This is a genomic window from Aeromonas sp. CU5, from assembly GCF_002586745.1.
In the GTDB taxonomy this organism is placed as follows: domain Bacteria; phylum Pseudomonadota; class Gammaproteobacteria; order Enterobacterales; family Aeromonadaceae; genus Aeromonas; species Aeromonas sobria.
Window position 1 is genome coordinate 987,747 of record NZ_CP023817.1, and the last position, 24,815, is coordinate 1,012,561.

At 51.2% G+C, this 24,815-nt stretch carries 24 protein-coding genes and 1 other RNA gene; 9 read left to right on the top strand and 16 right to left on the bottom strand.

Translation table 11 applies throughout. The features are described 5' to 3' along the window. Positions 1-10: 10 nt before the first annotated feature. From CK911_RS04480 to mtnN, 12 genes are all read right to left on the bottom strand, one after another. Entirely contained in the window at positions 11-763 is a 753-nt protein-coding gene (locus CK911_RS04480; protein ID WP_216640695.1) for an acylneuraminate cytidylyltransferase family protein, read from the bottom strand. Beyond that, positions 702-1,751 carry a nucleotidyltransferase family protein gene (locus CK911_RS04485; protein ID WP_098972455.1) on the bottom strand — a complete coding sequence of 350 codons (1,050 nt, stop codon included), beginning with the start codon at positions 1,749-1,751 and terminating at the stop codon, positions 702-704. The genes CK911_RS04480 and CK911_RS04485 overlap by 62 nt, the downstream gene beginning before the upstream one ends. A 230-nt stretch (positions 1,752-1,981) precedes the next feature. Next, on the bottom strand, positions 1,982-2,653 hold the full coding sequence (locus CK911_RS04490) for a class I SAM-dependent methyltransferase (protein ID WP_098969130.1): 672 nt from the start codon (positions 2,651-2,653) through the stop codon (positions 1,982-1,984). Positions 2,654-3,079: 426 nt separating this feature from the next. Continuing rightward, the gene (locus tag CK911_RS04495; protein WP_098969131.1) at positions 3,080-4,066 is read right to left on the bottom strand and encodes a pyridoxal phosphate-dependent transferase; all 987 of its coding nucleotides are present in this window, start codon (positions 4,064-4,066) and stop codon (positions 3,080-3,082) included. Beyond that, positions 4,050-5,213 (bottom strand): UDP-N-acetylglucosamine 2-epimerase, encoded by a 1,164-nt coding sequence (gene neuC / locus CK911_RS04500; protein WP_098969132.1) that lies wholly within the window; start codon positions 5,211-5,213, stop codon positions 4,050-4,052. The genes CK911_RS04495 and neuC overlap by 17 nt, the downstream gene beginning before the upstream one ends. After that, positions 5,213-6,214 (bottom strand): N-acetylneuraminate synthase, encoded by a 1,002-nt coding sequence (gene neuB / locus CK911_RS04505; protein WP_098969133.1) that lies wholly within the window; start codon positions 6,212-6,214, stop codon positions 5,213-5,215. Before neuB ends, neuC begins: the two co-directional genes overlap by 1 nt. Then, a complete protein-coding gene (locus tag CK911_RS04510; protein WP_098969134.1) occupies positions 6,211-7,215 on the bottom strand; it encodes a peptidoglycan bridge formation glycyltransferase FemA/FemB family protein in 1,005 nt (334 codons plus the stop codon). The genes neuB and CK911_RS04510 overlap by 4 nt, the downstream gene beginning before the upstream one ends. A gap of 4 nt (positions 7,216-7,219) precedes the next feature. Continuing rightward, complete coding sequence (locus CK911_RS04515) at positions 7,220-8,365, bottom strand: LegC family aminotransferase (protein ID WP_098969135.1); 1,146 nt, start codon at positions 8,363-8,365, stop codon at positions 7,220-7,222. Between the two features lie 9 nt (positions 8,366-8,374). Beyond that, the gene (locus CK911_RS04520) at positions 8,375-9,568 is read right to left on the bottom strand and encodes a UDP-N-acetylglucosamine 4,6-dehydratase (RefSeq protein ID WP_098969136.1); all 1,194 of its coding nucleotides are present in this window, start codon (positions 9,566-9,568) and stop codon (positions 8,375-8,377) included. A 144-nt stretch (positions 9,569-9,712) separates the two neighbouring features. Then, positions 9,713-10,543 (bottom strand): cobalamin-binding protein, encoded by an 831-nt coding sequence (locus tag CK911_RS04525; protein ID WP_172953957.1) that lies wholly within the window; start codon positions 10,541-10,543, stop codon positions 9,713-9,715. Then, positions 10,536-11,498, bottom strand: coding sequence for a cobalamin biosynthesis protein (locus CK911_RS04530; RefSeq protein WP_098969138.1), 963 nt, complete (start codon positions 11,496-11,498; stop codon positions 10,536-10,538). Before CK911_RS04530 ends, CK911_RS04525 begins: the two co-directional genes overlap by 8 nt. Next, positions 11,495-12,187: a 5'-methylthioadenosine/S-adenosylhomocysteine nucleosidase gene (mtnN, locus tag CK911_RS04535; RefSeq protein WP_005361500.1), complete on the bottom strand. Its 693-nt coding sequence runs from the start codon at positions 12,185-12,187 to the stop codon at positions 11,495-11,497. Before mtnN ends, CK911_RS04530 begins: the two co-directional genes overlap by 4 nt. 416 nt (positions 12,188-12,603) lie before the next feature. On the opposite strand from mtnN, the gene CK911_RS04540 reads away from it, so the two are divergent. Then, positions 12,604-14,235: a methyl-accepting chemotaxis protein gene (locus CK911_RS04540; RefSeq protein ID WP_068977126.1), complete on the top strand. Its 1,632-nt coding sequence runs from the start codon at positions 12,604-12,606 to the stop codon at positions 14,233-14,235. 382 nt (positions 14,236-14,617) lie between these two features. Here CK911_RS04540 and suhB read toward each other — a convergent pair whose 3' ends face one another. Beyond that, positions 14,618-15,421, bottom strand: coding sequence for an inositol-1-monophosphatase (gene suhB, locus CK911_RS04545; protein ID WP_042022253.1), 804 nt, complete (start codon positions 15,419-15,421; stop codon positions 14,618-14,620). Between the two features lie 199 nt (positions 15,422-15,620). On the opposite strand from suhB, the gene CK911_RS04550 reads away from it, so the two are divergent. From CK911_RS04550 to emrD, 3 genes are all read left to right on the top strand, one after another. Then, on the top strand, positions 15,621-16,076 hold the full coding sequence (locus CK911_RS04550; RefSeq protein WP_098969140.1) for a hypothetical protein: 456 nt from the start codon (positions 15,621-15,623) through the stop codon (positions 16,074-16,076). A 169-nt stretch (positions 16,077-16,245) separates the two neighbouring features. Next, positions 16,246-16,908: a glutathione S-transferase family protein gene (locus tag CK911_RS04555; protein WP_098969141.1), complete on the top strand. Its 663-nt coding sequence runs from the start codon at positions 16,246-16,248 to the stop codon at positions 16,906-16,908. A 262-nt stretch (positions 16,909-17,170) separates the two neighbouring features. After that, entirely contained in the window at positions 17,171-18,370 is a 1,200-nt protein-coding gene (gene emrD / locus CK911_RS04560; protein WP_042022257.1) for a multidrug efflux MFS transporter EmrD, read from the top strand. Between the two features lie 164 nt (positions 18,371-18,534). On the opposite strand, the gene ssrS is transcribed toward emrD, so the two are convergent. Continuing rightward, positions 18,535-18,716, bottom strand: a non-coding RNA gene (gene ssrS / locus CK911_RS04565) — 6S RNA. Between the two features lie 16 nt (positions 18,717-18,732). Then, positions 18,733-19,065, bottom strand: coding sequence for a cell division protein ZapA (zapA, locus tag CK911_RS04570; RefSeq protein ID WP_157774527.1), 333 nt, complete (start codon positions 19,063-19,065; stop codon positions 18,733-18,735). Between the two features lie 173 nt (positions 19,066-19,238). Between zapA and CK911_RS04575 the strand changes: the two genes are divergently transcribed. The 3 genes from CK911_RS04575 (at position 19,239) to CK911_RS04585 (ending at position 22,642) form a co-directional block, all read left to right on the top strand. Continuing rightward, entirely contained in the window at positions 19,239-19,808 is a 570-nt protein-coding gene (locus tag CK911_RS04575; protein WP_098969143.1) for a UPF0149 family protein, read from the top strand. A gap of 176 nt (positions 19,809-19,984) precedes the next feature. Further along, entirely contained in the window at positions 19,985-21,208 is a 1,224-nt protein-coding gene (ubiH, locus tag CK911_RS04580) for a 2-octaprenyl-6-methoxyphenyl hydroxylase (protein WP_098969144.1), read from the top strand. Positions 21,209-21,358: 150 nt separating this feature from the next. After that, positions 21,359-22,642, top strand: coding sequence for an FAD-dependent 2-octaprenylphenol hydroxylase (locus CK911_RS04585; RefSeq protein ID WP_098969145.1), 1,284 nt, complete (start codon positions 21,359-21,361; stop codon positions 22,640-22,642). Positions 22,643-22,854: 212 nt separating this feature from the next. Here CK911_RS04585 and CK911_RS04590 read toward each other — a convergent pair whose 3' ends face one another. After that, complete coding sequence (locus CK911_RS04590; protein WP_098969146.1) at positions 22,855-23,082, bottom strand: hypothetical protein; 228 nt, start codon at positions 23,080-23,082, stop codon at positions 22,855-22,857. On the opposite strand from CK911_RS04590, the gene gcvT reads away from it, so the two are divergent. Together gcvT and gcvH are read left to right on the top strand one after the other, a co-directional pair. Continuing rightward, positions 23,059-24,156: a glycine cleavage system aminomethyltransferase GcvT gene (gcvT, locus tag CK911_RS04595; protein WP_098969147.1), complete on the top strand. Its 1,098-nt coding sequence runs from the start codon at positions 23,059-23,061 to the stop codon at positions 24,154-24,156. The two genes, CK911_RS04590 and gcvT, sit on opposite strands and share 24 nt — an antisense overlap. An 83-nt stretch (positions 24,157-24,239) precedes the next feature. Continuing rightward, entirely contained in the window at positions 24,240-24,626 is a 387-nt protein-coding gene (gene gcvH / locus CK911_RS04600) for a glycine cleavage system protein GcvH (RefSeq protein ID WP_068979134.1), read from the top strand. The last annotated feature ends 189 nt before the right edge of the window (positions 24,627-24,815 follow it).

Below are 24,815 nucleotides of genomic sequence, written 5' to 3' on the forward strand. Positions count from 1 at the left end.
AAGCCGACCTTTAGGTCGGTTTTCTATTTTTAATAAACTCGGATAGATATAAATCAAATGCATCATCGATGTCTATAGATGCGCTTTTTTCCATAATATAAGCAAAAGAGTTATTAGAGTAAATATCTGATAATGATCCTATATATTGTTTGTCAAAAATATAAATTGCACCATTCACTCGATAATAACATTCTAGTTCTTGGCTACGTCGATTTGCAATATTTGGAATAAAACCTGCCATACATAAATTGTCTGGTAATCTATTACAATATTGAATTGGATGTTCGAGTTCGCATATAGAGATGACTGCAGACGCATTTTTCATATCATAAAGAGCCATGGCTTCTTTAATATGATTTGCATTCCGCAATGGAGATGTTGGTTGTAGTAGTGTGACTCTGGCTACTTCTCCATATTGCGATTCAACCCACTTAACCATGTGGCTGATGACATCATTAGTGGTAGCCGTATCAGTTGCCAATTCGGCGGGTCGTAGATATGGCACAACTGCACCAGAATTGGCAGAGATGTTAGCAATATCTTGAGAGTCAGTGCTTACAAGAACCAAATCAAAAAGTTGGCTTTCGAGAGCTGCTTCGATGGTCCAGGTTATTAATGGTTTTCCTGCTAATGGTAATTTGTTTTTATTAGGAAGACGTTTACTCCCCCCCGCGCAGGGATGATTGCAATATTGAGAGACATTATGAAAGGTCCTTGATATCGATTTGTGCTTTATTAAAGTCATCAATTCTGCCAATGTCAAGCCAATATTCATTGATTGGAAACATTAATACATCCGCTTGCTTTGCTATTTGTTGTTCAAGTAGGGTTGGCATATCAATATGCTCTTGTTTAGGAACGCTCATAAATAAATCAGGACTTACTACGTAGATCCCTGCATTTACTAGATATTGTAGGATTGGTTTTTCCTGCATATTTATAATATGATGACCATCACCATTGATAACGCCATATGGAATTTGATAATCATATTCACGTACACACATAGTTGCTGTTGGTTGATATTTGTTGTGGAAATCGAGTAGTCGATTGAAATCCACCGTTGTTAGCACATCACCATTGATCATTATAAGTGGTAAGGAGGGGGTATCTGCAGGAAGTAGACCTAATGCTCCGGCTGTCCCTAGTGGCGTATCTTCATGTACATATTGGATCTTGGCTCCCCAAGAAGACCCATCGCCAAAATAACTAGTGATCTGTTCAGGCATATAATGGGTGGATATATAAATGTTCATGAATCCGGCTTTGAGAAACTGATTAAGCAAGATTTCTAAAAGCGGTTTTCCTCCCACTTTCAACATTGGCTTTGGACAGAGATTGGTGAGAGGCCTTAATCTAGTTCCAAGACCTCCTGCCATAATGAAAATCGGATTATCGTATGTTGGTTTGCTTAATAATCCTTGGATTGTTTCCAATCCGACTACTTGACCATTTTCAAGTAGTGGAATGGATAAAATACATTTTGATTCCATAAGTGAGATCAGTTCTTCACGCTTGAGACTGACCTCTGCTGTTGTTGGGCTTGTATTCATAATTTTAATGACAGTATCATGTAGCGATAAGCCATTGAGCAAGCCACGACGAACATCACCATCGGTTACAACTCCGACAAGATGACAGTCTGCATCTACAACTAATGCAACCTTTAGGGCTTCTTTATTAATAACATCTAGAGCTTCTAAGATCGTTGAAGACGGTGTGATTAGTACATTTTTCCAGTTATGACTCATGGTTATCACCATCAGATGTTACATTTGTAAAGATTGGATGGAATCCTTGGAGTAAAGGTACATCAGCAAGGATGTTGATATACACAACATAATTATATTTTTAAAAACCCAAAAAGTCTATTTTATTTTATAATTCACTTTCTATTTCATGTTCGATTAAGTGAGTTTAAAAGTATTTATATTAAACCTAGTGCAAACTGTCCTGCACTAGGTTTGGTATCGTTGAATGGTTATATTTTGCTGCACAGGATTAAAAATTCAGAGACTGTATTTTTCATGTTGTTTTCAGTTCTAGTTATTTTTTCAATGGAGTCGACATTGTAATTTTTTATTAATTCATATATATCCTCTAATGAGCTAAATCTATTTTGGCCCTTACCTTTTAGTGGCCCTTCTGTACAAACCCAGCGATTATAACCAGTATGCTCGCCACAACCATCACCCCAAGAGCCTGATGAAAATGTCCTTGAGTATAATTTTCCATTATACTTAGTTACTCGCCATGCCTCATTATATGTATCTATTGCAGTTTTGAAATCTAAACAATAAATGCATTCATTATCAATGACGGCATCAAATGATTCACTAGCATATGGTAGGTCATTTACATTCCCAACAATTAATTCGCTGTGTTGTCGCCAGTTTGGAAATTCTTTATCAAGGCGCAAGCTTGCCTGCTCAATAGCTGTGCTTGAAAAATCAACGCCACAGAAAGAAAACCCTTCCCTAGCAAGAAACCATATATTAGCGCCAGGGCCGCATCCAAGCTCGAGAATTTTAACATCTCGCCTGTTTTTAATCGAATAAAAATTTCTTGCAATAAATCTTATTAAGTCCTCACTGGGATACTTTCCCCACTCTTGGTTTGTGAATACAGCATTCCAAATTTCATCGTTTGACATAAATGCCTCTCCTTTTAATAGATGTTTTGCTTTTATTGATGCTCTAAATTTACATAAAGGCCACCAAGGTCGCCTTTATGTAAAGTAAATTTTGTATGGAATTTGTTTTTAAATTAATAAAAAACAAATTCCATTCTAGTATGGCTACTGGATTTATATCTTCTCAAATCATTAAATAATTATGGTTCATAAGTTGCATTCCTTTGTGGTGAAATTATTTATTTTAATATCCAAATTACTTTTGTTGCGCTATGTTCATCTCTACGTGGAAAATTTCCTCTAAAAATAAACAATAATAATTCTTCCTAATATGTTTTTTATGTTAAATAGCATCACAGAGCAATAAATATTGCTCAATTCAGAAATCAAACAAAAAAATTATTCAGAGTATAAGATTTTTTAGCTGAAAAGTTAATGCATTGTTCTTCATTTTTCAACTCTTTTTATAATATCACACATACGCTCAATGTCTTCTTTAGTATATCTGGAATCTAAAGGTAGTGACAATAGTTTGTCAGATAGATGATTTTTTGATTGTTCAATTGCGGGCCAATGAATAGCTAGATAAATAGAGTCTCTCATCAGCTCACGCCTTACTTCATCTCGTTTATTTAAAAGCAAAGGCAAAAAACTAGGAAAGGTAGGGGTAATTTTAATAAAATGAATGTCACTCAATATAGTTGTAGCAAAAGTTAAGTTTTGCAGGCGGATTTTTAAATCTTCTTTGAAAAAAGAATAAAAACACCCCATCAAATAAATACTTCTGTCCTCTGATTCAAAAATATTTTTATTTTCATCGATTATAGATTCTGCATTTGAAAAATATTTTAAGTATGTTGCCTCACGACCTTGTGATGAGTGTAAAAATTTGTACTTAGCTTCTTTTGCTTGATATTTTTTTTCCGAAAACGATGATATTCTTACTTTATTGATTATGAACAAAGGCTTATTAGAAACAATCTGACTAAAATCAGCTACGACAGTTATTTTTCGCAAACTATTAAAATAACACCAATGAGCTGGTGTATTGATCTCCGGCAGCTGAACATCGAATACGCAATCTATAATCAGGGGTAATGTAGAATCATTTATCGCGCGTTTAAAAGTTGCTGATTCATGTCCAAAATATTTTACTATATATAGTGCATCGTAATCATCCAAACACTCGGGTAGAGAAAACTCAAAGTTTTCTTTTACATTGTAGAAATCTACATGAATTTTATATTCATGTAGAACATCAACAACAACTTGACAAACAAAGTCAGGTACTAAAACTCGCTTGCCTTGCAACCCCATAGAGAGTAACACCCATCTTAAAGATGAGCGACCACTGTTTGTTGTTCCGTAAAACAGACCATCGTGAGCAATTTCTTGCTCACCACCTATCGGTTTGTGGTTAGAATTTAACATCATAGAAACGCTTTATCTTTAAGCTGTCCAAATCCACTATCCTCAATATATTTAATACCTTCTGAGAGCTATTACCCTGCCCATATGGATTAGTGGTTTTTTCCAAAACTTCTTTAAATTCTGATGTGTAAATATGCTGTATCGAGTCAAATATTTTTTTTGTATCCACATCAACATCTAAAACACTAGCAGCTTTAACACGTCCTTTTTGACGGTTACCTATATTAATTGTAGCAAGTTTGAATGAGGGTGCTTCGACAATACCGCTAGAAGAGTTACCCACAATGGCATCTACATATTGTAACGCAGATAAATATCTTAGCTGTCCTAATGAAGTAAACGCAATTGCCTTGTATTGATTATGAGCAGTATAATCATCAATCATGTTGTTTATCAATCGCCCACCAACATCAGCATTGGCTTTGGTGAATATTAATAATGTATCTTCTAACGTATCTAAGACTTTTAGTATTTTTGAAAAATCATTTTTTATTTCAGTAACATCTTTAGTTGTTTCTGGGTGATAAGTAAAGAGGATATTTCGTGCTTTAAGATTGCACCCAATTGAAAGTTCAAACTCTGAGCGGGACATTAGTTTCATGCGCATTAAATTGTCTAAGCCAACTTCACCAACAGTGAATACTCTGTTTGGCTGCTCACCCATCTGTATCACTCGGTGAGTGTACTCATCCATAGCTGTAAAGTGAAGTTGTGACAACTTAGTAATGGCATGGCGAATCGTTTCATCTATACACCCTTCAGTTAGCTCACCCCCGCTCAAGTGTGCAACAGGAATACGAGCAATGCTCGCAGCCGAGACTATAGGGATAAGCTCATAGCGATCCCCTAATACTACTATAATATCTGGCTTTAACTCATCAAATGCTTCAGCAAAACTAATTTGAGCCAACCCCATACTTTTACTGACACCTATAGGTGTGTCTGACGATAAGAGTACTTCAATTTTCTTGTTAACAGCAAAACCATCTCCTTCAATTTGCTGATTCGTCAAACCAAATTCTGGAGAAAGGTGGGCGCCGGTAGATATGATTTGTAATTCAAGATCACAATCAGCTTGGATATCCTCTAGCAGGCACTTAAGTAACCCGTATTCCGCCCGAGTGGCAGTTACTACACAGATTTTACGCATTAGATCAGCTCCCCCTCACGATAATTTTTTTTCGCTATCGACCCAACGACTTCATCCCAACGAGTTGGTGAGATACCATTACCTGGGCGTTTTATTTTCAATATATCTGGTGAAAGTAGTGTGCCGACTGGAATATTTCGTCCTGCGACAATGCTTTTTCTAACAATATCGCGGTTTAATTTCTCCGCATCAGTTGGCATTTTCCAACCATGACCCAAGGCCTGATCAATATTTCGAATTGCTTCTACCATTTTTTTCAGCTCCCCTGGTGTCAAACTTGCTTTATGGTCAGGGCCCACCATTGTTTTATCTAAAGTAAAATGTTTTTCAATAATTCTTGCACCAAGGGCGACTGCTGCAATAGATACCTCGATGCCTAATGTATGATCAGAATAACCTATCGCAACTCCAGGGAATGCATGCGATATTGTAGTCATTGCCCGCAGATTCACATCACAAGGTGCAGTAGGGTAATCTGTTGTTGCATGAAGTACTGTAATATTGGACAAATTCATACCAGCTTTAGTCAGAGTAAATAATGCATACTCTATTTCAGATAGATTCCCCATACCAGTAGAGAGAATTATTGGTTTGCCAAAGCTAGCAATGTGTCGAAGATATGGAGTGTTAGTTAGTTCACCAGAGCCAATTTTAAATATGCTTTGCAAATTATTTAGAAATGTTGCACTTTGCTCTTCATCGGGCGTAGACATAAAAATAATATTTTTTTCATCACAATATTCTTTAAGCAAGATGAAATCGGAGTAACTTAGTTCCAACCGTTTCAGCATTTGAAACTGAGTTTCCTCTCGCTGGGTATTTTCAATCTGGTAGTTCGCCATTCTTGCGTCTTCAGTTACCAGTAATTCAGTTTTCCATGTTTGAAATTTTACAGCATCAACGCCAGCATCAAATGCTACATCGATCAATTTTTTTGCTAAGTTGATGTCACCATTATGGTTCACTCCAGCCTCTGCAATAATAAAAGTATTGCTCATCATGTGTTCCTCTCAGCTCTGTATAGCTGGAATAATTTCGGAGGTTGTACACCTTGATTTTGTTCACACCAAATTTGGTTTAACATCTGGCGTTTTTTGGGCATAAAATCCAAGCCTGCAATATAAAATGGAGCGATTAGTGGCGAGAACTTAGACTTAAATAGAAACAAGTTATCATCTGAAGACGACGTCCTTCCTCCCCCTAACATCATATATTTGCATCCCTGCTTTTTCGCAAACTCAAATGCAGCATCAAGCAGCAGATAATTACCATTTTCTTTAACAAACTCTGGGTTATTGGCTGAAAGATGATAATGAGCAAGTTCTTTACTACACATAAAAAAACCAATAGATGCGTAAATGTTTTCTTTTTTAATAGCGAGGAGGGATACTCCCGATAAATTCATCAACTCTTTGAAGTAATCTTCTTTAAAGTAGAAAAAATTGCTCGCGGTATTTTTTTTCATAGTCAGGTAATACATACCAATGAAGTCATTAAGGTTTACACCTTCAGTTTCGACTAACAAGTTTTTTTCTGCTTTTCTTACAATGTTTCTTGTCGTTTTTGAATATAGATTGCGACGCTCTGTTATCGTTTTTTTTAAATCAACAATAACTACTTGTCGCTCAGGAAAGTGCATATCAAACAGCATGCTTTTATCAGCCATACTGTTAAATGGATGAAAGCGGATAAATTCACATATAATGTGATGCTGCTTACAGTATTCTCTGTATGCAGTGAAGGCATTTTGTAAAAATTGCTCATCCATACAGTTAGAGATAGGACCACCATACCCATAAGGCGTTTCTAAATCATACAGCTCCTCATCTATTTTTACTCCTGCAACATTCATTATTCGGCGTTTCAACGCACTAAATTTTACGGAGTGACATCCTTCTTCATAGAGAAAGTGAAAGTAAGCACTGGCTCCCTCATACAATGCCGAATAAGCTCGCTGGTAGTAGATATCTGACGATAGATCACAGTTATTTTGTGTAACCATTGTCTTATCCTCGAATTACTGGCGTACTCGGTAAATTTACCAAATGGGCTTCAATGAATTCTGATTGACTTAAGTCTCCCCGCAGGGCATTGGAGAACATGGGCAGGTGGTGCATCAGCTTCCATACAGGTCGGATCATGACGCCCGCTTTATTCAGCTCGGTCAACAGGGTATCCCGCTGGCTTTGATCTTCACAGACAATCGCATTGAGCCAGTAGTTGGAACGCCCGTAGGACGGTTCAGTGACAAACTGGCACGCCTGATCTTTGAAGAACTCGGCATAGTGCATGGCAAGTGCTCGCTTCTGTGCCAGGAACTGAGGCAAGGCCTCCATCTGGGCACACCCCAAGGCCGCATTCAGATTGGGCATGCGGTAGTTAAAGCCCGGTTCATCGTGATAAAACTCGAACGGGTGAGGCACCTTTGCCGTGGTGGTGATGTGCTTGGTGCGTGCGCCCTGTTCGGCATTCTGGCAGAGCACCATGCCACCGCCACCCGTGGTGATGATCTTGTTGCCATTGAAGCTCAGGGCAGAAAATGCGCTCAGCGTCCCCGTGTGTTTGCCTTTGTAGTAGGAACCAAGGCTTTCAGCTGCATCTTCCACCAGTGCTATGCCCCAGCCCTGGCACAGGGCCTGAAGCGCATCGAGTTCAACCGGATGACCAAAGGTATGCATGGGCACAACGGCTTTCAGGCGGCGCCTGCTTGCCTTGTGAATGGCACCTGTCTCGGTGCGAGAGGCATGCTCTTCCAGCCAGTTGGCTAGGGCAATAGGGCACAGACCTAGGCTCTGGCGTGATATATCGACGAACACGGGCTCTGCGCCCATGTGATACAAGGCATTGCAGGTCGCCACGAAGGTCAGGGGCTGGGTGATCACCAAATCGCCTGCCTGCACCCCTGCCATATAGAGCGCGATATGCAGCGCCGCCGTGCCATTCATGGTAGCAACTGCACGGGCAGAACCGGTAAAGGTGGCTATTTGCTGTTCGAACTGCTCAACATAGGCACCGACACTGGAAACGAAGGTGCTTTCCAGTGTATCGAGCACATATTGACGTTCATTGCCGGCAAAGGTCGGGGCATGAAGAGGGATGAAGTCATCGGTTTTGTAGGTATCACGAATAAAACGTATCAATTGAGTATGCATACCGATTCCTTACATCTTGCCGTCGAGATATTTGCCCGTTTCTTTGTGACCAAAATCCGGGAGCATGGCGAAGAACAGCTCGACGAGCTCTTTCTTGTCCCAAGCACGTTTTGTTTTCATGGCCGCAATGGTCTGCTCAAAATGGTTGAGCAGGTCATTCTGATAGGCGTGTCCATTCTTGATGATGCCCAGGTTTTCAAACCTATCCATGTCCAGCACTTCTTTATCAGTGAAGAACTCTTCGAAGTCTTTTTCACCCGTAGTGTCGCTCTCGGTAAAGAGGCAAGGCCACATCCCCTGCTCAGGTAGGCTCGCCATCAGGGTTCTGGCTTCATCCTCATCTTTGCACAGATACGGCTTGTAACCATGCTGCTCAAGATACTTCACGGCGATTTCGGCAAAGGTAATCAGGTGCAGGGATTCGCTGAGCTTGGGGAAGAAGATATCCCTGTTCTCACCGAAGATGCAGGACATCAGGCACAGCTGACCGGACTCCTGGGGGGTCACGAAGTAGCGTTTGATGTCGTTGGGGGCGACGATGGGCTGACGCTTTTTCAAGCGCTGGTTGAAACCATACAGCAAGGACCCATCGGAGAAGGCCACGTTGGCAAAGCGCGCGGTTGAAATGGCAATCTGCTCGCTGCGACGCATCAGGAACATCTCCATGATGCGCTTGGAAGCCCCCATCATGTTGACCGGATTGGCCGCCTTGTCCGTCGAAACACAGAAATACTTTTTCACGCCCATGTCGATGGAGTGCTGGATGGTTTTATCTGTGTTGAACACGTTGACGTCGATCATGCGCATCAACGTAAAGGGGTCTTTCTCGCTGCGTACATGCTTGAGCGCAGAAAGATTGAGCACGTAATCATAGGCGCCGTCGGCTTTGATAAAGGCGTCATATTCAATGGAACCAATATCCAGCGCGAACGTCTGGAAATCACCATCGATATACCCGAACGAGCTGCGGATATCGCGCACCAGCTCGACCATGTTGTTCTCGCTGATATCTACAATATGCAGCTTACGGGGATTTCTCTTGAATATTTCCTTGCTCACAGCTTGGCCGATTGAGCCTGCTCCACCCAATACCAAAAATCGGGAATTCGTCACTGTCTGACAGATAGTTGTATCCACTTGTTGGACATCTCGATCAAACAATGAAATGTTACGACCAATCAGTGCAAGTATCTCGTCGTTCATTTTGTATCACCAGGGCAAGGCAAAAGAATGAAGGTCATTACCATGAAGATTTCATCATATCGATAATTGAATATGATGCTGATAGGTCATGGTTCAATCCTCTGTTACAAGCAATTTTTGGGCCATAATAAATATGATGTCCATTCAAGGATGGCCAGGTTTGATAGCCTGACACAGTTGCTCCACCGCATTGAGGGCTCTCGGGGTGAAGCGGTGCAGCTCATCCGAGTTGATCAAATCGAGTCGCTGATGTTGCACGGCGTCCAGATTGGGCCACTTCTGCCAGTGACGCAGGGCGTCAGGATCTTGACTCCCTGCCAGGATCAGCGATGGGTTGGCTCTGATCACCTGTTCCATGTCCACTTGAGGGTAAGGGGTCTTGGCATTCGCCATGATGTTGATCCCACCGCAGAGTTCGATGGCCTGAGCCGGCCAGGCATTGCCACTGACGCTGGTGAGCGGCGGGTACCAGAGTTGGTAGAACACCTTGACGCCGGTTGGTTGGCCATAGCGCTGTTGCAGCTCATTCAGGCGTGCCAGATAGCGATCGGCGGCTTCGTTGGCACTCTTCTCCACTCCAAGCAATTTGCCCAGCGCCCGCATTTCGGTGGCCAGCGAGGCAAAATCGGTGGGCTCAGAGTAGAAAACCGGGATTCCCAGCCGTTCCAGCGGGGCCAGCATGCGAGACTGGGCCGAGCGCCAGCCCAGGATCAGGTCCGGTTTTTGCGCCAGCAGCGCCTCGACATTGATGCTGCGATAATTGGCCACCTTGGGCTTGTTTTTCACTTCTGCGGGATAGTCGGAGGCATCGTCGATGGCCACCAGTTTGTCGCCGGCACCGATGTCGTAAAGCAGCTCGGTAAGATGGGGAACCACGCTCACCACCCGGTTCGGAGTCGCGGCCAGCAGCGCAGCGGGCAACCAGGCAAGCAACACGCAGGGCAGCCAGATAGGCAATCGCAACCATCTAACCATGAAATAACCCCGCCACCGTGACAAGCAGCGCCAGTATCAACCAGCCCCAGCCCATTGCTTGCAGAATATTGAGTACCTTGCGCGGTGACTCGCTATCGGGGTCATTACCGCTGCCAAGTACCGGCCAGCGTTGCAGGGCTCCCTGATAGTAGCGAGGGCCACCAAGGCGGATCCTGCACTTATCAGCAAGTAGCGTCAGCAGTATCCCGATAGCAGGGGAGGGCCAGATCGCGCCACTTCGAAGCAGTTGAATGGCCTGCTTGAGGCGGGGAAACAGGAGCGGCAGCCCCAGCAGCAGAATGGTGGGGGCATTGAGCCCCTGATAGAGGGCGCTGGCAGCACGGCCAAAATAGCCAAACGCGGGATCCTTCATGCTCCAGCCCTGGTTCATCAGCTGGGTCAGCCGCCAGAGCAGGGCTCCCTGTACCCCAGCGAGGGCGTACCCCAGCAGCGGGCCAGCCCATTGGCCGACCAGACGCAGGGCGCAGCTCTCCGTCACCGCTTTGGCGAGCCCCATGGCCGAGAGTTTGCCGGTCTCCCGTTTGAGACAGGGGGCAGACTGCAATCTTGCCAGCGGCAGGGTCTCCTGCGTGGCGAGCGAGCGGGTGGCATGGGCGAGTTCGCGCAGCGGGCGGGATTCGATTATCAAGAGCAGGAACAGCAGGTCAAACAGCGGCTCGCTCAGGGCCAGATTGCGCAGTGACCAGAGCCCGGCTGCGCAGGGGAGCCAGACTACCAGCATTGCCAACAGGCCGGCTTGCATTTGCTGGCCGGGTGAACCATCGGGTCTGTGTACCTTGTGCCCCAGCCGGGTCAGTAGGGGCGTGACGGCCGAAAGACGCAGATGGGATGGCCACGGGATCACCGCCTCCAGCAGGGCAGCACCTACCAGAATGGCCGCCGTCGTCGAAAGGAGGGCGTCGGCCATCAAATCAAGCGAGCCGGTTTCGATCACAGTTTGCCGAGCATCTTGATGATCACTTCGGCGGAGTGCTTGCCGGCCACCTCGATGAAAGCATCGAAGGATTCAACCTGTTCCTTACCGGCGATATCGGACATGGCGCGCACCACCAGATAGGGCACTTTGAACATGTGGCACACCTGACCGATGGCGGCACCTTCCATCTCGACCGCCAGCATCTGCGGGAAGTCGGCGCGAGCTTTGGCGATGGCGTCCGGTTTGCACATGAACTGATCGCCGGTGCAGATAAGGCCGACCTTGGTCTGGTGCTTGCCTTGCTCGGCGATGCAATCCTGGGCGACCGCGATAAGCTTCTCGTCGCAGGGGAAGGCGGCTGGTTGCTGTGCCATCTGGCCCATCTCGTAGCCAAAGGCGGTCACGTCCACATCGTGGAAACGCATCTCGCTGGCGATCACCACATCACCGATGTGCAGATCCTGGGCAAAGCCGCCCGCAGAGCCGGTATTGATGACGCAGTCGGGGGCGAATTTCTCCAGCAGCAGGCTGGTGGCCACGCTGGCGGCGACTTTACCGATGCCGGAGCGGGTCAGGATCACCTCTTTGCCTGCCAGCATCCCCTGATAGAACTCACAGCCGCCCAGTTGCAGGGTGGTGGGGGTGCTCATCTGGCTGCGCAGCAGGGCTACTTCTTGCTCCATGGCGCCGATAATACCTACTTTCATTGCTGACCTCGTCTTGCTAGCCGTGTGGCTGAGTTTAAGTTGCTGTAGATCATAACAAAAGATGGCGTCTGCGCCGAGAGGCACAACGAAAGGAGAGATGAATGCCGCACACCTTACCAACTCGGTTGTCGTTTGTTGATCACAACATGCCGACTAGCCTCATCGGGGAAGCAGGACTTAAAGAAGGCTGGTATAAGCTGTGATCCTTCTCACGAATTGTGTTTTATTAGCTTGTTTTTAAATTTTCAAGAAAAGTAAGGATGTGGTCGCCTTGTGCTAGAGTGCGCGCTTTTGCGGAATGCCAGCTTCCCGGCGTTCTGTTTATGTTTCCCGTCAGGAAGATCCGGGTATCAGCTCATAGGGATGTGATCGCCACACTCCATTCGCCTGTCAGCAGTAGAGGATCACCAGCCACTATGTTTTACAAGAATCTCTCCATAGGCAAAAAAATTGCCGTGGTCTTTGCGGTCATTGCCGCCGTCAACGTGATATTCGGTATCTTTCTCTCCAGCGAATTACGTGGCGTGCGTGATCGGGTGTTGAACTTTACCGACTCTACGCTACCTAGTGTCCTGTCGGTCGAAACCCTGCTCTACGACATCTCCTATGTTCGTCGGTCCCAGTTTGCTCTGCTCGTGCTGAGCAATGATTCCGAGTTGCAGATGCGCCGCAGTAGCCTCCAGAACAGCATCCGCAAAATAGACACGGCTTTTCATGCCTATGAGGCGACCGTTGGCGCTGATCACGAGCGTCAGGTGTTTAATCAGGCGAAACAACAGTGGCTCAGTTATCAGCGTTCAGTGAACGACTTTGATCAAATGCTGATTCAAGGGCAGCCAGAACAAGCCAAAACACAGCTGTTTACCTCTTCAACCGCCTTCAGTTCATTGGAGCTGGCGATTAACGGTCTGGTAGATGTGAATCTCGGCTTTGTGAAAGAGAACCGCACCAGCCTGTTGGACAGTGTCAGCATGGTGATCTCGTTTGCCATGGTGAGCATCGGGAGCCTGCTGCTGTTTATGATGGCGATGACTTGGTTCCTTACCCGCCAAATTTGTCTGCCACTGCAGGCGGTGGTGGCGCAGGCCAATGCCATTGCCGCTGGCGATTTGACCCACCAGTTAGAGCGCCAGCATATCGGTCGCGACGAACTGGGAGCACTGGCGAAGGCATCTCTCAAGATGCAAGATAACCTGCGTGGCCTGATTGAAGAGGTGGTAGCTGCGGTTACCCAGCTGGGCGCTGCGATTGAAGAAGTGAGCGCGGTTTCCGAGCAGTCCGCCAAAGGGATCCAGAGTCAGCAGCAAGAGATCTCTCTGGTGGCGACGGCCATGGCCCAGATGAAGGCGACCGTTGCCGATGTGGCGGGCAATACCGAGAGTGCCTCCGAATCAGCCAGCTCTGCCAATGCGCTGGCCCGTAGCGGCAATCAGGATGTGCAGAGCTCGTTGGTAGCAATCTCCCGTGTGGCCGAAGAGATTGAGCAGGCTGGCACGCTAGTGGCCGATCTGGAGCGCGAGTCTGCCCAGATCAATGTGGTGGTCGATGTCATTCGTGGCATTGCCGATCAGACCAATCTGCTGGCCCTCAATGCTGCCATCGAAGCAGCCCGTGCCGGTGAACAGGGCCGCGGCTTTGCGGTGGTCGCTGATGAGGTGCGCACTTTGGCTGGACGCACCCAGGCCTCTACTGGCGAGATCGTTGCCATCATCGAAACCCTACAGTCTCGCGCCAATCAGGCGAAAGAGGTGACCGGAGTGAGCTGTGACATGATCCGCCAGTGTGTGACCCAGAGCGAGCAGACTGGTACCGGGATCCAGCAGATCGAAGAGGCGGTGGCGCAGATCGCCGATATGGCGATCCAGATTGCCAGTGCCTGTGGTGAGCAGGATGCGGTGTCTGACGAGCTGGGCCGCAACGTCGAGCGGATCAACGAATCCGCCAATGAGGTGGCACAGGGGGCTGATCATACTGCCCGCGCGTGTCTGGAATTGAGTCAGCTGGCTGTTGGCCTGAAACAGACGATAGGGCGCTTCCGTCTCGCCTGAAGAGTTGGTTGATACATATAATCCAAGCACCCGGCTATATGCCGGGTGTTTTTTATCTCTCTGTTGGCGATCAATCGGGCTGGCTTGCATCTGTATCAGCGGAATAAGTACTGGGCAGGTAAGAAGGAGGACATAGTGGTGGCATCCCTGCATGGTCTCTTGGGAACGAAGTTTGGGTCACTGTGCATTTGATAAAGAGAGATAGCCGACAACTTGGATTGGGAGTCTGGTAATCAGGGGGATATGAAATGCGAAAATGTGGGGTAAGGAGAGGGCGTTATCATTGGTGTCGTGTGGGCTGCACAATATGGCACTGCTGAGATAAATTGCAGAGACAAAAAACCGGCTTGCGCCGGTTTTTTGGGTTGCTGAGCAAACTGGCTTATTTAGCCAGAGACTCCGGCAGTTCGTCACGAATTTTGGCGAGCATCTCTTTCAATACGCGCGGGTTAGCTACGACAGTGTTACCTGAGTTCTCGTAGTTATGACCACCCACGAAATCGGTCATGATGGCACCGGCTTCTTTGGCCAGCAGCTCACCAGCGGCAGTTTCCCAAGGCTTGAGGCCGATTTCCCAGAAACCGTCGATGCGACCGGCGGCAACGTAGGCCAGATCCAGTGCGACAGAACCAGAGCGACGAATGTCAGCACACTCGATAAACATGCTCTGGAACATTTTCAGGTAGGGGGCAATGTGGTGCTTCTGCTTATATGGGAAACCAGTTGCCAGTACGGTACCAGCCATCTCACGGGCTTTGCCCACACGGATGCGGTAGCCGTTCAGCTGTGCGCCGTTACCACGGGTAGAGGTAAATAGCTCATCACGGATGGGATCATAAACGACCGCTTGTTCAGTTTTGCCTTTCACGCGCAGGGCGATGGAAACAGCAAAGTGTGGAATGCCTTTAACAAGGTTGGTCGTGCCATCCAGTGGGTCAATGATCCATTGGTAGTCCGGATTGGTACCGGCAATCTCACCAGACTCTTCAGCAATAATGCTGTGCTCAGGGTAAGATTTTTTGATGGTGTGAATGATGGCCGCTTCGGCTTCACGGTCAACGTTGGTCACGAAGTCATTGCTGCCTTTTTGGATAGCCTCAATGTTCTCGGGCTGGGAGAAGGCTTTTACTACAACTTGACCGGCGTTGCGCGCAGCGCGCACGGCGATATTCAGCATCGGATGCATAGGTTCACCACTGGATGTTAAAGAACGGGGGATAAAAGGACGGCGTATGATACCAGTATTTTTATCGATGGCAACTGTAATCCCCCTACGACCAATTGATTACCACTGCCAGATTTGACGGCTCCAATATAGACCAGATCTGCGCTAGTCTTATCCCAGCAGCCGGATACAGGCTGTCATGAGCATAGGGATATGAGCCATGAATTTGTCATTAGTGAGTCAGAACATGTCAGCGGCCAGTGAGGGACTGTTGGCCATCTTGCGGTCATCACCCGAGTATGGTGATCACTTTGCCCACATTACAGTGACCCCCCTTGCCCAGTGGCAACCGGCCAAGACGGAGGCGGCGATCCTGCTGATCGACGGAGCTGATCCTTGGCAGGATGCCGGATTTACCCGGGGAGAGGACGAGACGATAGGCTTGCCGGTCTTGCCGCTGCTGATCCGCAAGGGGGACAAGGAGCTGACGGTCTGCGGGCCGGATGTGCGTGACCCCCGTTTCTATTTTGTCTCAAACGGCATCGTGCTGGATGAGTCAGAGCTGGCCGAGCCTGCCTGCAGCCGGGTGTTGCTGCGCAAGCTGGAGTCCTACTTCCCGCTGCTTTCCCGCCTGATCATGCTGCGCCAGCGCAAGCCGGTCGCCCTGCTCAACTAGCATTTACCATTGCCAGAGCGCACAAGCGGCGCACCGCATGCCATTTTTGGCCAGCGGTGCGCCGCTTTTTAATGGTCTGGAGCCAGTCACTTGTTGCAAGATGAGGCGGCTATGGTGTTGCACCCTGTTAACACTGTGCAATCTGGCTATGACCAACAAGGAGTGAATCATGATCGACTTTTACACCGCCGCGACCCCCAATGGTTTCAAGGTAGCGATTGCCCTTGAAGAGCTGGGCTTGCCCTATCGGGTCATTCCCCTCGACTTGTCGGCGCTGGATCAGAAACAGCCCGAATTTCTTGCCATCAACCCCAATGGCCGCATTCCGGCCATTGTCGACCGGGATAACGACGATTTCGCGGTATTCGAATCAGGCGCCATCCTCATCTATCTGGCGGAGAAAGCTGGCAAGTTGCTGCCGGTCGATCCCAAATGCCGCTCTCAGGCTCTCCAGTGGTTGATGTTTCAGATGGGGGGCGTCGGCCCCATGATGGGGCAGGCCAATGTCTTCTACCGCTACTTCCCGGAGAAGATCCCCGCCGCCATCGAGCGTTATCAGAAAGAGGGACGTCGCCTGTTCGAGGTACTCGACAGCCATCTGGCCCACCACGAATATCTGGCAGACGAGTACAGCATTGCCGACATTGCCACCTGGCCCTGGGTGCGTATTTATGACTGGAGCGGTATCTCTATTGAGGGACTGCCTCATCTGCAAGCCTGGATGGCCCGCATGGCAGAGAAGCCTGCCTGCCAGAAGGGGATCACCATTCCGCCACGCAAAGAGCAGCCAGATGAGCTGATCAAGCAGGCGCAGCAGATGGTAACGCGTTGATTTTTAACTGCGGACGGGGCGCTACGCCCCGTAATATTAGAAAAACTAAGGCAAGCCGATTATAAAGATTCGTTCGTTTTTTGTGAGCTGAATCACTATGATGCCCCCATTCCACCACACGTTCTGTGCGGTGGCCTGGCGGGCTCCCCGCCTACTGTTTCCAGCACTTTTTTATGATGGCATCACAGCCTCTGTGATCAGATCTCTCTGGGCATATTACCCCGGAGAGGCGGCAGCATTTTTACGATTTAGCGGGACTGATATGGATCGGCACAGTTTTTATCCTTTATTTTTATTGACCATCCTGATGGTCGCTGTGGGCCAGATGACCCAGACCCTGTATGTACCGTCGATTCCCATGATGGCGGGGGATTTTAATGTTGCCTCGAGTCAGTTGCAGGCGGTGATGGCCTGTTACCTCATTCCTTATGGCCTCTCGCAATTTGTCTACGGGCCGTTGTCGGATCGCATCGGCCGTCGTCCTGTGCTGATCGTCGGCATGATGGTGTTTCTGGTGGGGACCCTGATCATTCAGCTCATTCCACACTTCACCGCCCTGCTGGTGGGAAGCTTCATTCAAGGGCTGGGGACCGGTTCTGGTGGCGCTATGAGCCGCACCGTAATGCGCGATCGCTATAACGGGGCCGAGCTCAATCGTGCCAACAGTCTGGTGAGCATGGGGGTGATCTTCTCCCCGCTGCTGGCGCCGGTGCTCGGTGGTTGGCTGACCGAGTTGTTCAACTGGCGTGCCGGTTACTGGTTTCTGTTCGGCTTTGGTGCGGTAACGACCCTGGCGCTGCTGGCCTGGTTTGGTGAAACGCTGCCGGTGGCGGCACGTCAACAGCCACTGCGGGTTAGCGCGGCTTATCGTCATGTGCTGAGTAATCCACGCTTTCAGGGCAATCTGCTCTGCCTGATGGCAACTTTCGCCGGTCTGGCGGTGTTTGAAGCGGCTGCCGGTGTGCTGCTTGGCGATGTGCTGAAACTGAGCGCCCGCACCGTGAGCGTATTGTTCGTATTGCCGCTGCCTGGCTATCTGTTTGGCGCCTGGCTCTCTGCCAAGCTCAGTTTTCGCCTGAGCCAAGGCAAGTTGATGCGTCTGGGCATTGTTTTTTTGGCGCTCGGTTCTCTGATCATTCTGCTGCCAGGGTTGTTCGGTATCGTGAGTGCCGCCTCGCTGGTTGGCGGCGCGGCGGTTTACTTCATCGGTAGCGGCATCCTCTATCCGACCGCCACCTCCTGCGCCATTGAGCCATTCCCCGGTCAGGCTGGCACAGCCGGTGCGATTCTCGGCGGGATGCAAAATCTGGGGGCCGGCATAGTGACGCTGCTGGCGGCTGGTTTCCCGATGACAGGGCAGGTGACCTTGGGCGCTATCATGACCCTGATGGTCTTGCTGGTTGCCCTGAGCTTTGCCTGGTTGCGCCACCATGGTTCCCCCCACGAGCAGATGGCGATCTGATCTATGGGATCAACCTCGATAAGCCCACCGTTACTGGTGGGCTTTTGTTTGCCAGAAAGAGTGCACATCACTGCGCTACTGCAGCTTGATAGAGCGGGGCGCCATGACCGTTTATGCGAGGAAAAAGAAAAAGCCCGTCACCTTGGTGACGGGCTTTTTGCTATTGGTACCCCGAGATGCCGTTGCCGGTTTGGGCCCTTGAACCGTAGGTTCAAGGCGGGAATCGAATCTGACCGCAGGCTTCTCGGTCGTGCCGAGCATGCGCAATAGCCAGAAGGCCGATCCCCTGTTGGGTATGATTATCGGCTCGGGGACTTGAACCGGCTGACAAACATCCCAGGGAATTTTAAAACGGTTTGCGATTAGGGCTGCGGCCCCTCTTCGCTGGAATCACCATACTGACCATGCTCAATCAAGGCTGCTTCGATGGTGCGTTGCAGCATCTTGATCCGCTTGTCCATGGTTTCAGAGTATTGGTGATTCTTATCTTTTTCAAGGCAGAGCTCATGACAGAAGTTAAGCGCCGCCATGATCGCCAATTGCTCATTGCTCGAAACTTTGGAGCGTTGACGCAGGTCGATCAGCTTGTCGGTCAGCTGCTCGGCGGCCTGGCGCAGGGCATCCTGCTGTCCCAAGGGACAGGATACCTTGTAGGGACGTCCCAAAATGACGATTTCTACGGCCTCTGTGCTCATGCCTTCCTCAATACGGCGGAGCTGATTTCCGCCTTTATCCACGTGGACAACTGGGCGGGACTATATAGCGCAGATGCATAAGTTTCAAGGCCTTGCTGGCTCAGGAAGAGGGAGAATGCTAGGATCCTGGCCATTAATTCTGCAAATTTGACTGAACTTTGAGCGGATCCTCGATGAGCAAAACGAACCCCCTTGAATATACCGCCGTATCTGACCTCATGGAGCAACATGAGTTGATGGCAACGGCAGTAGAAGCCCACGGCGTGATCTGTGGTCTGGTATGTGGTGGCGTGGCCCTGGATGACAAGAGCTGGCTGCCTCCTTTTAACGATCTGGTGAACGACGGTTTCGGCTTGCCAGCCCCGGTGCGCCAGGTGATGACCGATCTTTATCACAATGTGGTCGAGAGCCTGATGGCCCAGAAGGGCGTCGAGTTGCTGCTGCCAAGCGACGATGCCCCCCTTGATGAGCGCATCGATTCGCTGGTGGATTGGTCACAGGCATTTCTGGCCGGTTTCGGCGTGGTGCAACAGGAGCTCTCCCGCGCCTCGGAAGAGCTGCAGGAGATGATCCAGGATATCGCCAGCATCACTCAGGTCTCTGCCGAGTTCGATCAGGAAGATGACGAGAACGAAGCCTCCTTCCTGGTGCTCTATGAACACGTCAAACTGGGGGTGATGATGACCTTCGAAGAGTTTGGCAAGCGCCCCGAGACCCCGAACACGCCGCCGACCCTCCACTAAGGAGCGAGCCGCCGCGACCATTACTGATCTGCAAGAGCGCCTGATGGCGCTCTTTTTTATGGCGCTGTTGTGGCTAACCCTGTGAGGCGCAACCGGTTTTTTGCCAGTGACCTCGCATTCGGCTTGCGGCTTTGTGATAGCATGAGGCCACCTTTTTCACTTCTTCCTCTCTGCTTATGTCTCAATCTGATGTGCGACAGGTCGATGTCACCCTGGTCGGCGGTGGAATGAGCGGTGCCGTGCTGGCGCTCTCGCTGGCGGCCCTGCGCAGAGCCGATGGCTCCCCCCTCGAGATCCTGCTGCTGGAGGCGAGCGTCCCCGAACAGCACACCCATTCAGGGTTTGACGCCCGCGCCATTGCGCTCTCGGCCGGTACCTGCGATGCGCTGTCGCGGCGCGGACTCTGGCCGCTGTTTGCCCCCCACTGCGCTCCCATTACCCATATTCATGTCTCGGATCGGGGCCACTCTGGTCAGGCTCGCCTGTCGGCGGCCGAATATGGTCTGCCCGCGTTGGGTCAGGTGATCGAGCTTGCTGCTGCTGGTCATGAGCTGCAACGGGCGATGGCAACCGCCACCAATATCAGGGTCTGCTGTCCGGCCCGGGTGTGCGAGATTGCGCCTGATGAGGAGAAGGTGACCCTCACCCTCGAGAGCGGTGAACAGATTGAGACCCGCCTGCTGGTGGCGGCAGACGGGGGCAACTCGTTTGTGCGTCAGCACTTCAAGTTGCCGGTGACCCGCCATGACTTTGAGCAGCACGCCATCATTGCCACCGTCAAAACAGCGCAAGACCCTGAAGGACGCGCCTTCGAGCGCTTTACCGAAGGGGGCCCGCTGGCCCTGCTGCCGATGCAGCAGGGGCTCTCCTCGCTGGTGTGGAGCGTCGGGCAGCATGAGGTGGATGAACTGATGGCCCTCGATGAAGGGGCTTTTCTCGCCTGTCTGCAGCAGGCTTTCGGTTGGCGGCTCGGCCGCTTCGAGCGATGTGGCGTGCGTAACGTCTATCCGCTCATTCTGACCGCCTGCGACTATCCGCTGGCCCAGCGTACCGTGCTGGTGGGCAATGCCGCCCACGCCCTGCACCCCATCGCCGGACAGGGCTTCAACCTCGGGATGCGGGATCTCGACCTGCTCACAGGGGCGGTGGCCAAGGCGCTGGCAGAGGGGAAGGATATCGGCAGCTTCAAGGTGCTGAGTGGTTACTGGCAACAGCGCCAGCGCGATCAGGCGCAGACCGTCTGGCTCACCTCCTCGCTGGCCCAGCTCTTCTCCAATGGTCACGATCCGCTGGTGGCGGGGCGCAATCTGGCGCTCACCCTGATGGGGCGGCTCCCGTGCCTCAAGGCGCCGCTCGCCTCGCGCACTCTGGGTTTTGTCACCGATGTGTGCGGCAACTAGCCCGCGCTTGTTGAGCGGAACATGTTGAGCGGAACCTGTTGACCGGAAGATAGTGACCGCCATTCGTTGATCAAAACGTGTTGAATAAAGAGGCGATGCCTGCGGGCGTTCCCTCGCTGGCCAGCCGGTCAGCCCTGAAAGGATGAGATGATGCAGATGCAAAATGTGGATGTGGTGATTGTCGGTGGCGGCATGGTGGGGCTGGGGCTCGCTGCGGCCCTTAAACATAGCGCCCTCAAGGTGCTGGTGGTGGAGGGGCAACTGCCCGACCCGCAGCTGGGGGAGGTGGCCGACAACCGGGTCAGCGCCCTGAGCCTGGCCAGCCAGCAGATCCTGCGCCATGTCGGCGCTTGGGATGGCATTGAAGCGCGCCGCCTGCAGCCCTACGACAAGATGGCGGTGTGGGAGCAAGACAGTTTCGGCCATATCGACTTCGATGCCGCCAGCCTGCGTCAGGCCAACCTCGGCCATATCGTCGAAAATCGGGTGATCCAGCTGGCACTGCTCGAAGCGATTCTCGCTGACGGGACGCGGGGGGCCAACAACATCCAGTTGCTGACCCCAGCCCGAGCCAAGAGCCTGCAGAGCGGCCCGGCGGGCGCCTTGCTGCTCCTTGAAGATGGTCAGGCCATCTCGGCCAGACTGGTAGTGGCGGCTGATGGCGCTCACTCCTGGGTACGCCGTCAGGCCGATATCCCGCTTACCAGCTGGGATTATGGTCATCACGCACTGGTGGCGACCGTGCGCTGTGCCGAGCCCCACGAGGCGGTAGCGCGCCAGATCTTCACTCCGGATGGCCCGCTCGCCTTTTTGCCACTGTGGCAGGAGAACTTCTGCTCCATCGTCTGGTCGCTGCCTGCGGCCCGTGCCGAGGCGCTCTGTGCCTGTGATGACGAGCAGTTCAACCGCCAGCTTACCGCCGCCTTCGATGCCCGGCTTGGTCTGTGCAAGGTGGAAGGGGCGCGCAGCGCCATTCCGCTCACCGCCCGCTATGCCCGCGACTTTGCTCGCGAGCGGCTGGTGCTGGTGGGGGATGCCGCTCATACCATCCACCCGCTGGCGGGGCAGGGGGTCAACCTCGGCCTGCTGGATGCCGCTGCGCTGGCGGAGCAAATCCTGCACAACCATGCTGCGGGCGAGGATATCGGCCTGCTCGCCAACCTGCGTAGCTACGAGCGCTGGCGCAAGAGCGAGGCAGCCCGCATGTTGGCGGCGATGGAAGGGCTCAAGCGGCTGTTCAGCGGCGCCAACCCGCTCAAGAAGCTGGTGCGGGGTGTCGGATTGCGGGCGGCCAATCTGCTGACGCCCTTCAAGGAGGGGGTGATCCGCGCCGCCATGGGGCTGGAGGGAGAGTTGCCCGCATTGGCCCGTCCTGACTGGGCTGTTGCTGCGACCAAGGGGAGTGCCATGCAGGCCAAGGGTGAAAAAAACTAATATTACTCGCCGTTTTTGACAACAAAAGTAATCCGACAAGGCTGATGACCCGTTTTGGGTGTCAGCCTTTAATTTTGCTCTGGAGCGAAACGTTTTTCTGCAAATTGTGACGAAACGGTAAAAATCAAAATTTAATCTCGCCTGAGTCGGCTTATAGCTGTTTTTATCACTGCATTTATCTTAGTGTCTGGAGTCAGTTTTACGGGAGGGGATTAGTTTTTTTTGAGCGGCACGCTCGCCTGCTTGTCATATAATCCGCTCCGTTCAAGGAATCCCTCTTGCCTGGCAAGGGCAGGAGCGAGCACACACTTTTGGATCCGGTCGCTTTTTGCTGCGCGCAGTGCAGTCAGATCGGTGGCGCGGGTCGCAAGGGTGGTCGCTACAGCGAAAAGGCTTTTTGCTAAGGAAAGAATGCGATGATCCAGACTACTGTACTGCATCCCAAACACCTGGAAGCCGGCGCCAAGATGGTGGACTTCCACGGTTGGGAAATGCCCATCAACTACGGCTCCCAGCTGGAAGAGCACCACGCGGTGCGCAGCGATGCCGGTATGTTCGATGTCTCCCACATGACCATCGTCGATTTGACCGGCGAACGGGTCAAAGCCTTTCTGCAACACCTGCTGGCCAACGACGTGGCCAAACTCACCGTCTCCGGCAAGGCCCTCTACAGCGGCATGCTCAATCCGGAAGGGGGCGTGATCGATGACCTCATCACCTATTACTTGACCGATACCTTCTACCGGCTGGTGGTCAACTCCGCCACCCGTGAAAAAGATCTGGCCTGGATCCGCCATCACGCCATCGATTTCGACGTCAGCGTGACCGAGCGTCCCGAGCTGGCGATGATCGCGGTGCAGGGCCCCAACGCCAAGGTCAAGGCGGCTGCGGTGCTGAGCGCCGCCCAGCGCACTGCTGTGGTGGGGATGAAACCCTTCTTCGGCGTGCAGGCTGGCGATCTCTTTATCGCCACCACCGGCTACACCGGCGAAGATGGCTACGAGATCGTGGTGCCGCAAGAGAAAGCCTGCGAGCTGTGGCAAGCGCTGCTGGATAACGGCGTCGCCCCGTGCGGCCTCGGTGCCCGCGATACCCTGCGCCTCGAAGCGGGGATGAATCTCTACGGTCAGGACATGGACGAGTCAATCTCTCCGCTGGCCGCCAACATGGCCTGGACCATCGCCTGGGAGCCGAGCGAGCGCAACTTCATCGGCCGCGACGTGCTGGAAGCGCAGAAAGCGGCGGGCAACCAGCCCAAGCTGGTGGGTTTGGTGATGGAAGAGAAAGGGGTGCTGCGTGCCGGTATGCCGGTCACCTTCACCGCGGCAAACGGTGAGAAGCGGGAAGGTGTGATCACCTCCGGCTCTTTCTCCCCCACCCTGGGCTACAGTATTGCCCTGGCGCGGGTGCCCCGTGATATCGGCGAACTGGCCGAGGTGGAGATCCGCAAGAAGCTGGTCACAGTGAAGGTCAGCAAGCCCGCTTTCGTCCGTAACGGCCAGAAGCTGGTTTAACACAATGTCGGGGAAGGGCAGTGCCTTCCCCGCGCTTTTCATATTCGTTTTTAAACGCGACTCAAAGATCAAAGGAAGCACAAATGAGCCATATCCCGAGCGAACTGAAATATGCCACTTCCCACGAGTGGATCCGTGTTGAAGCCAACGGCGAGGCCGTGGTCGGTATCACCGAGCACGCCCAGGAGCTGCTGGGTGACATGGTGTTTGTCGAGCTGCCGGAAGTGGGCAAGCAGGTCAGTGCCGGTGACGACTGCGCCGTAGCCGAGTCGGTCAAGGCCGCCTCCGACATCTACAGCCCGGTGAGCGGCGAGATCATCGCCGTCAACGAAGAGCTGGAAGGGAGCCCCGAGCTGGTCAACTCAGATCCTTACGATGCCGGTTGGTTGTTCCGCATCAAGCTCGATGACGAAAGCGAGCTGGCCAATCTGCTGGATGCCGAAGGCTACCAGAACGTGGTGGACGAATAGTAATGCCCCGGGCCCTGCACCAACGTGCGGGGCCCTTTTGTATGGCTGCCGACAGGGTCGACAGCAGGGTGAAGTCACTCGTATCTGGCGTGTTGGGGTTTAGCCAGCGCGCGGTTTACAGGGTGATCCCCGGGGTGCCAGCGAGCATCCGGTGCCGAGCTCTCTTGGCTGCGGCATAGCGAACATGAG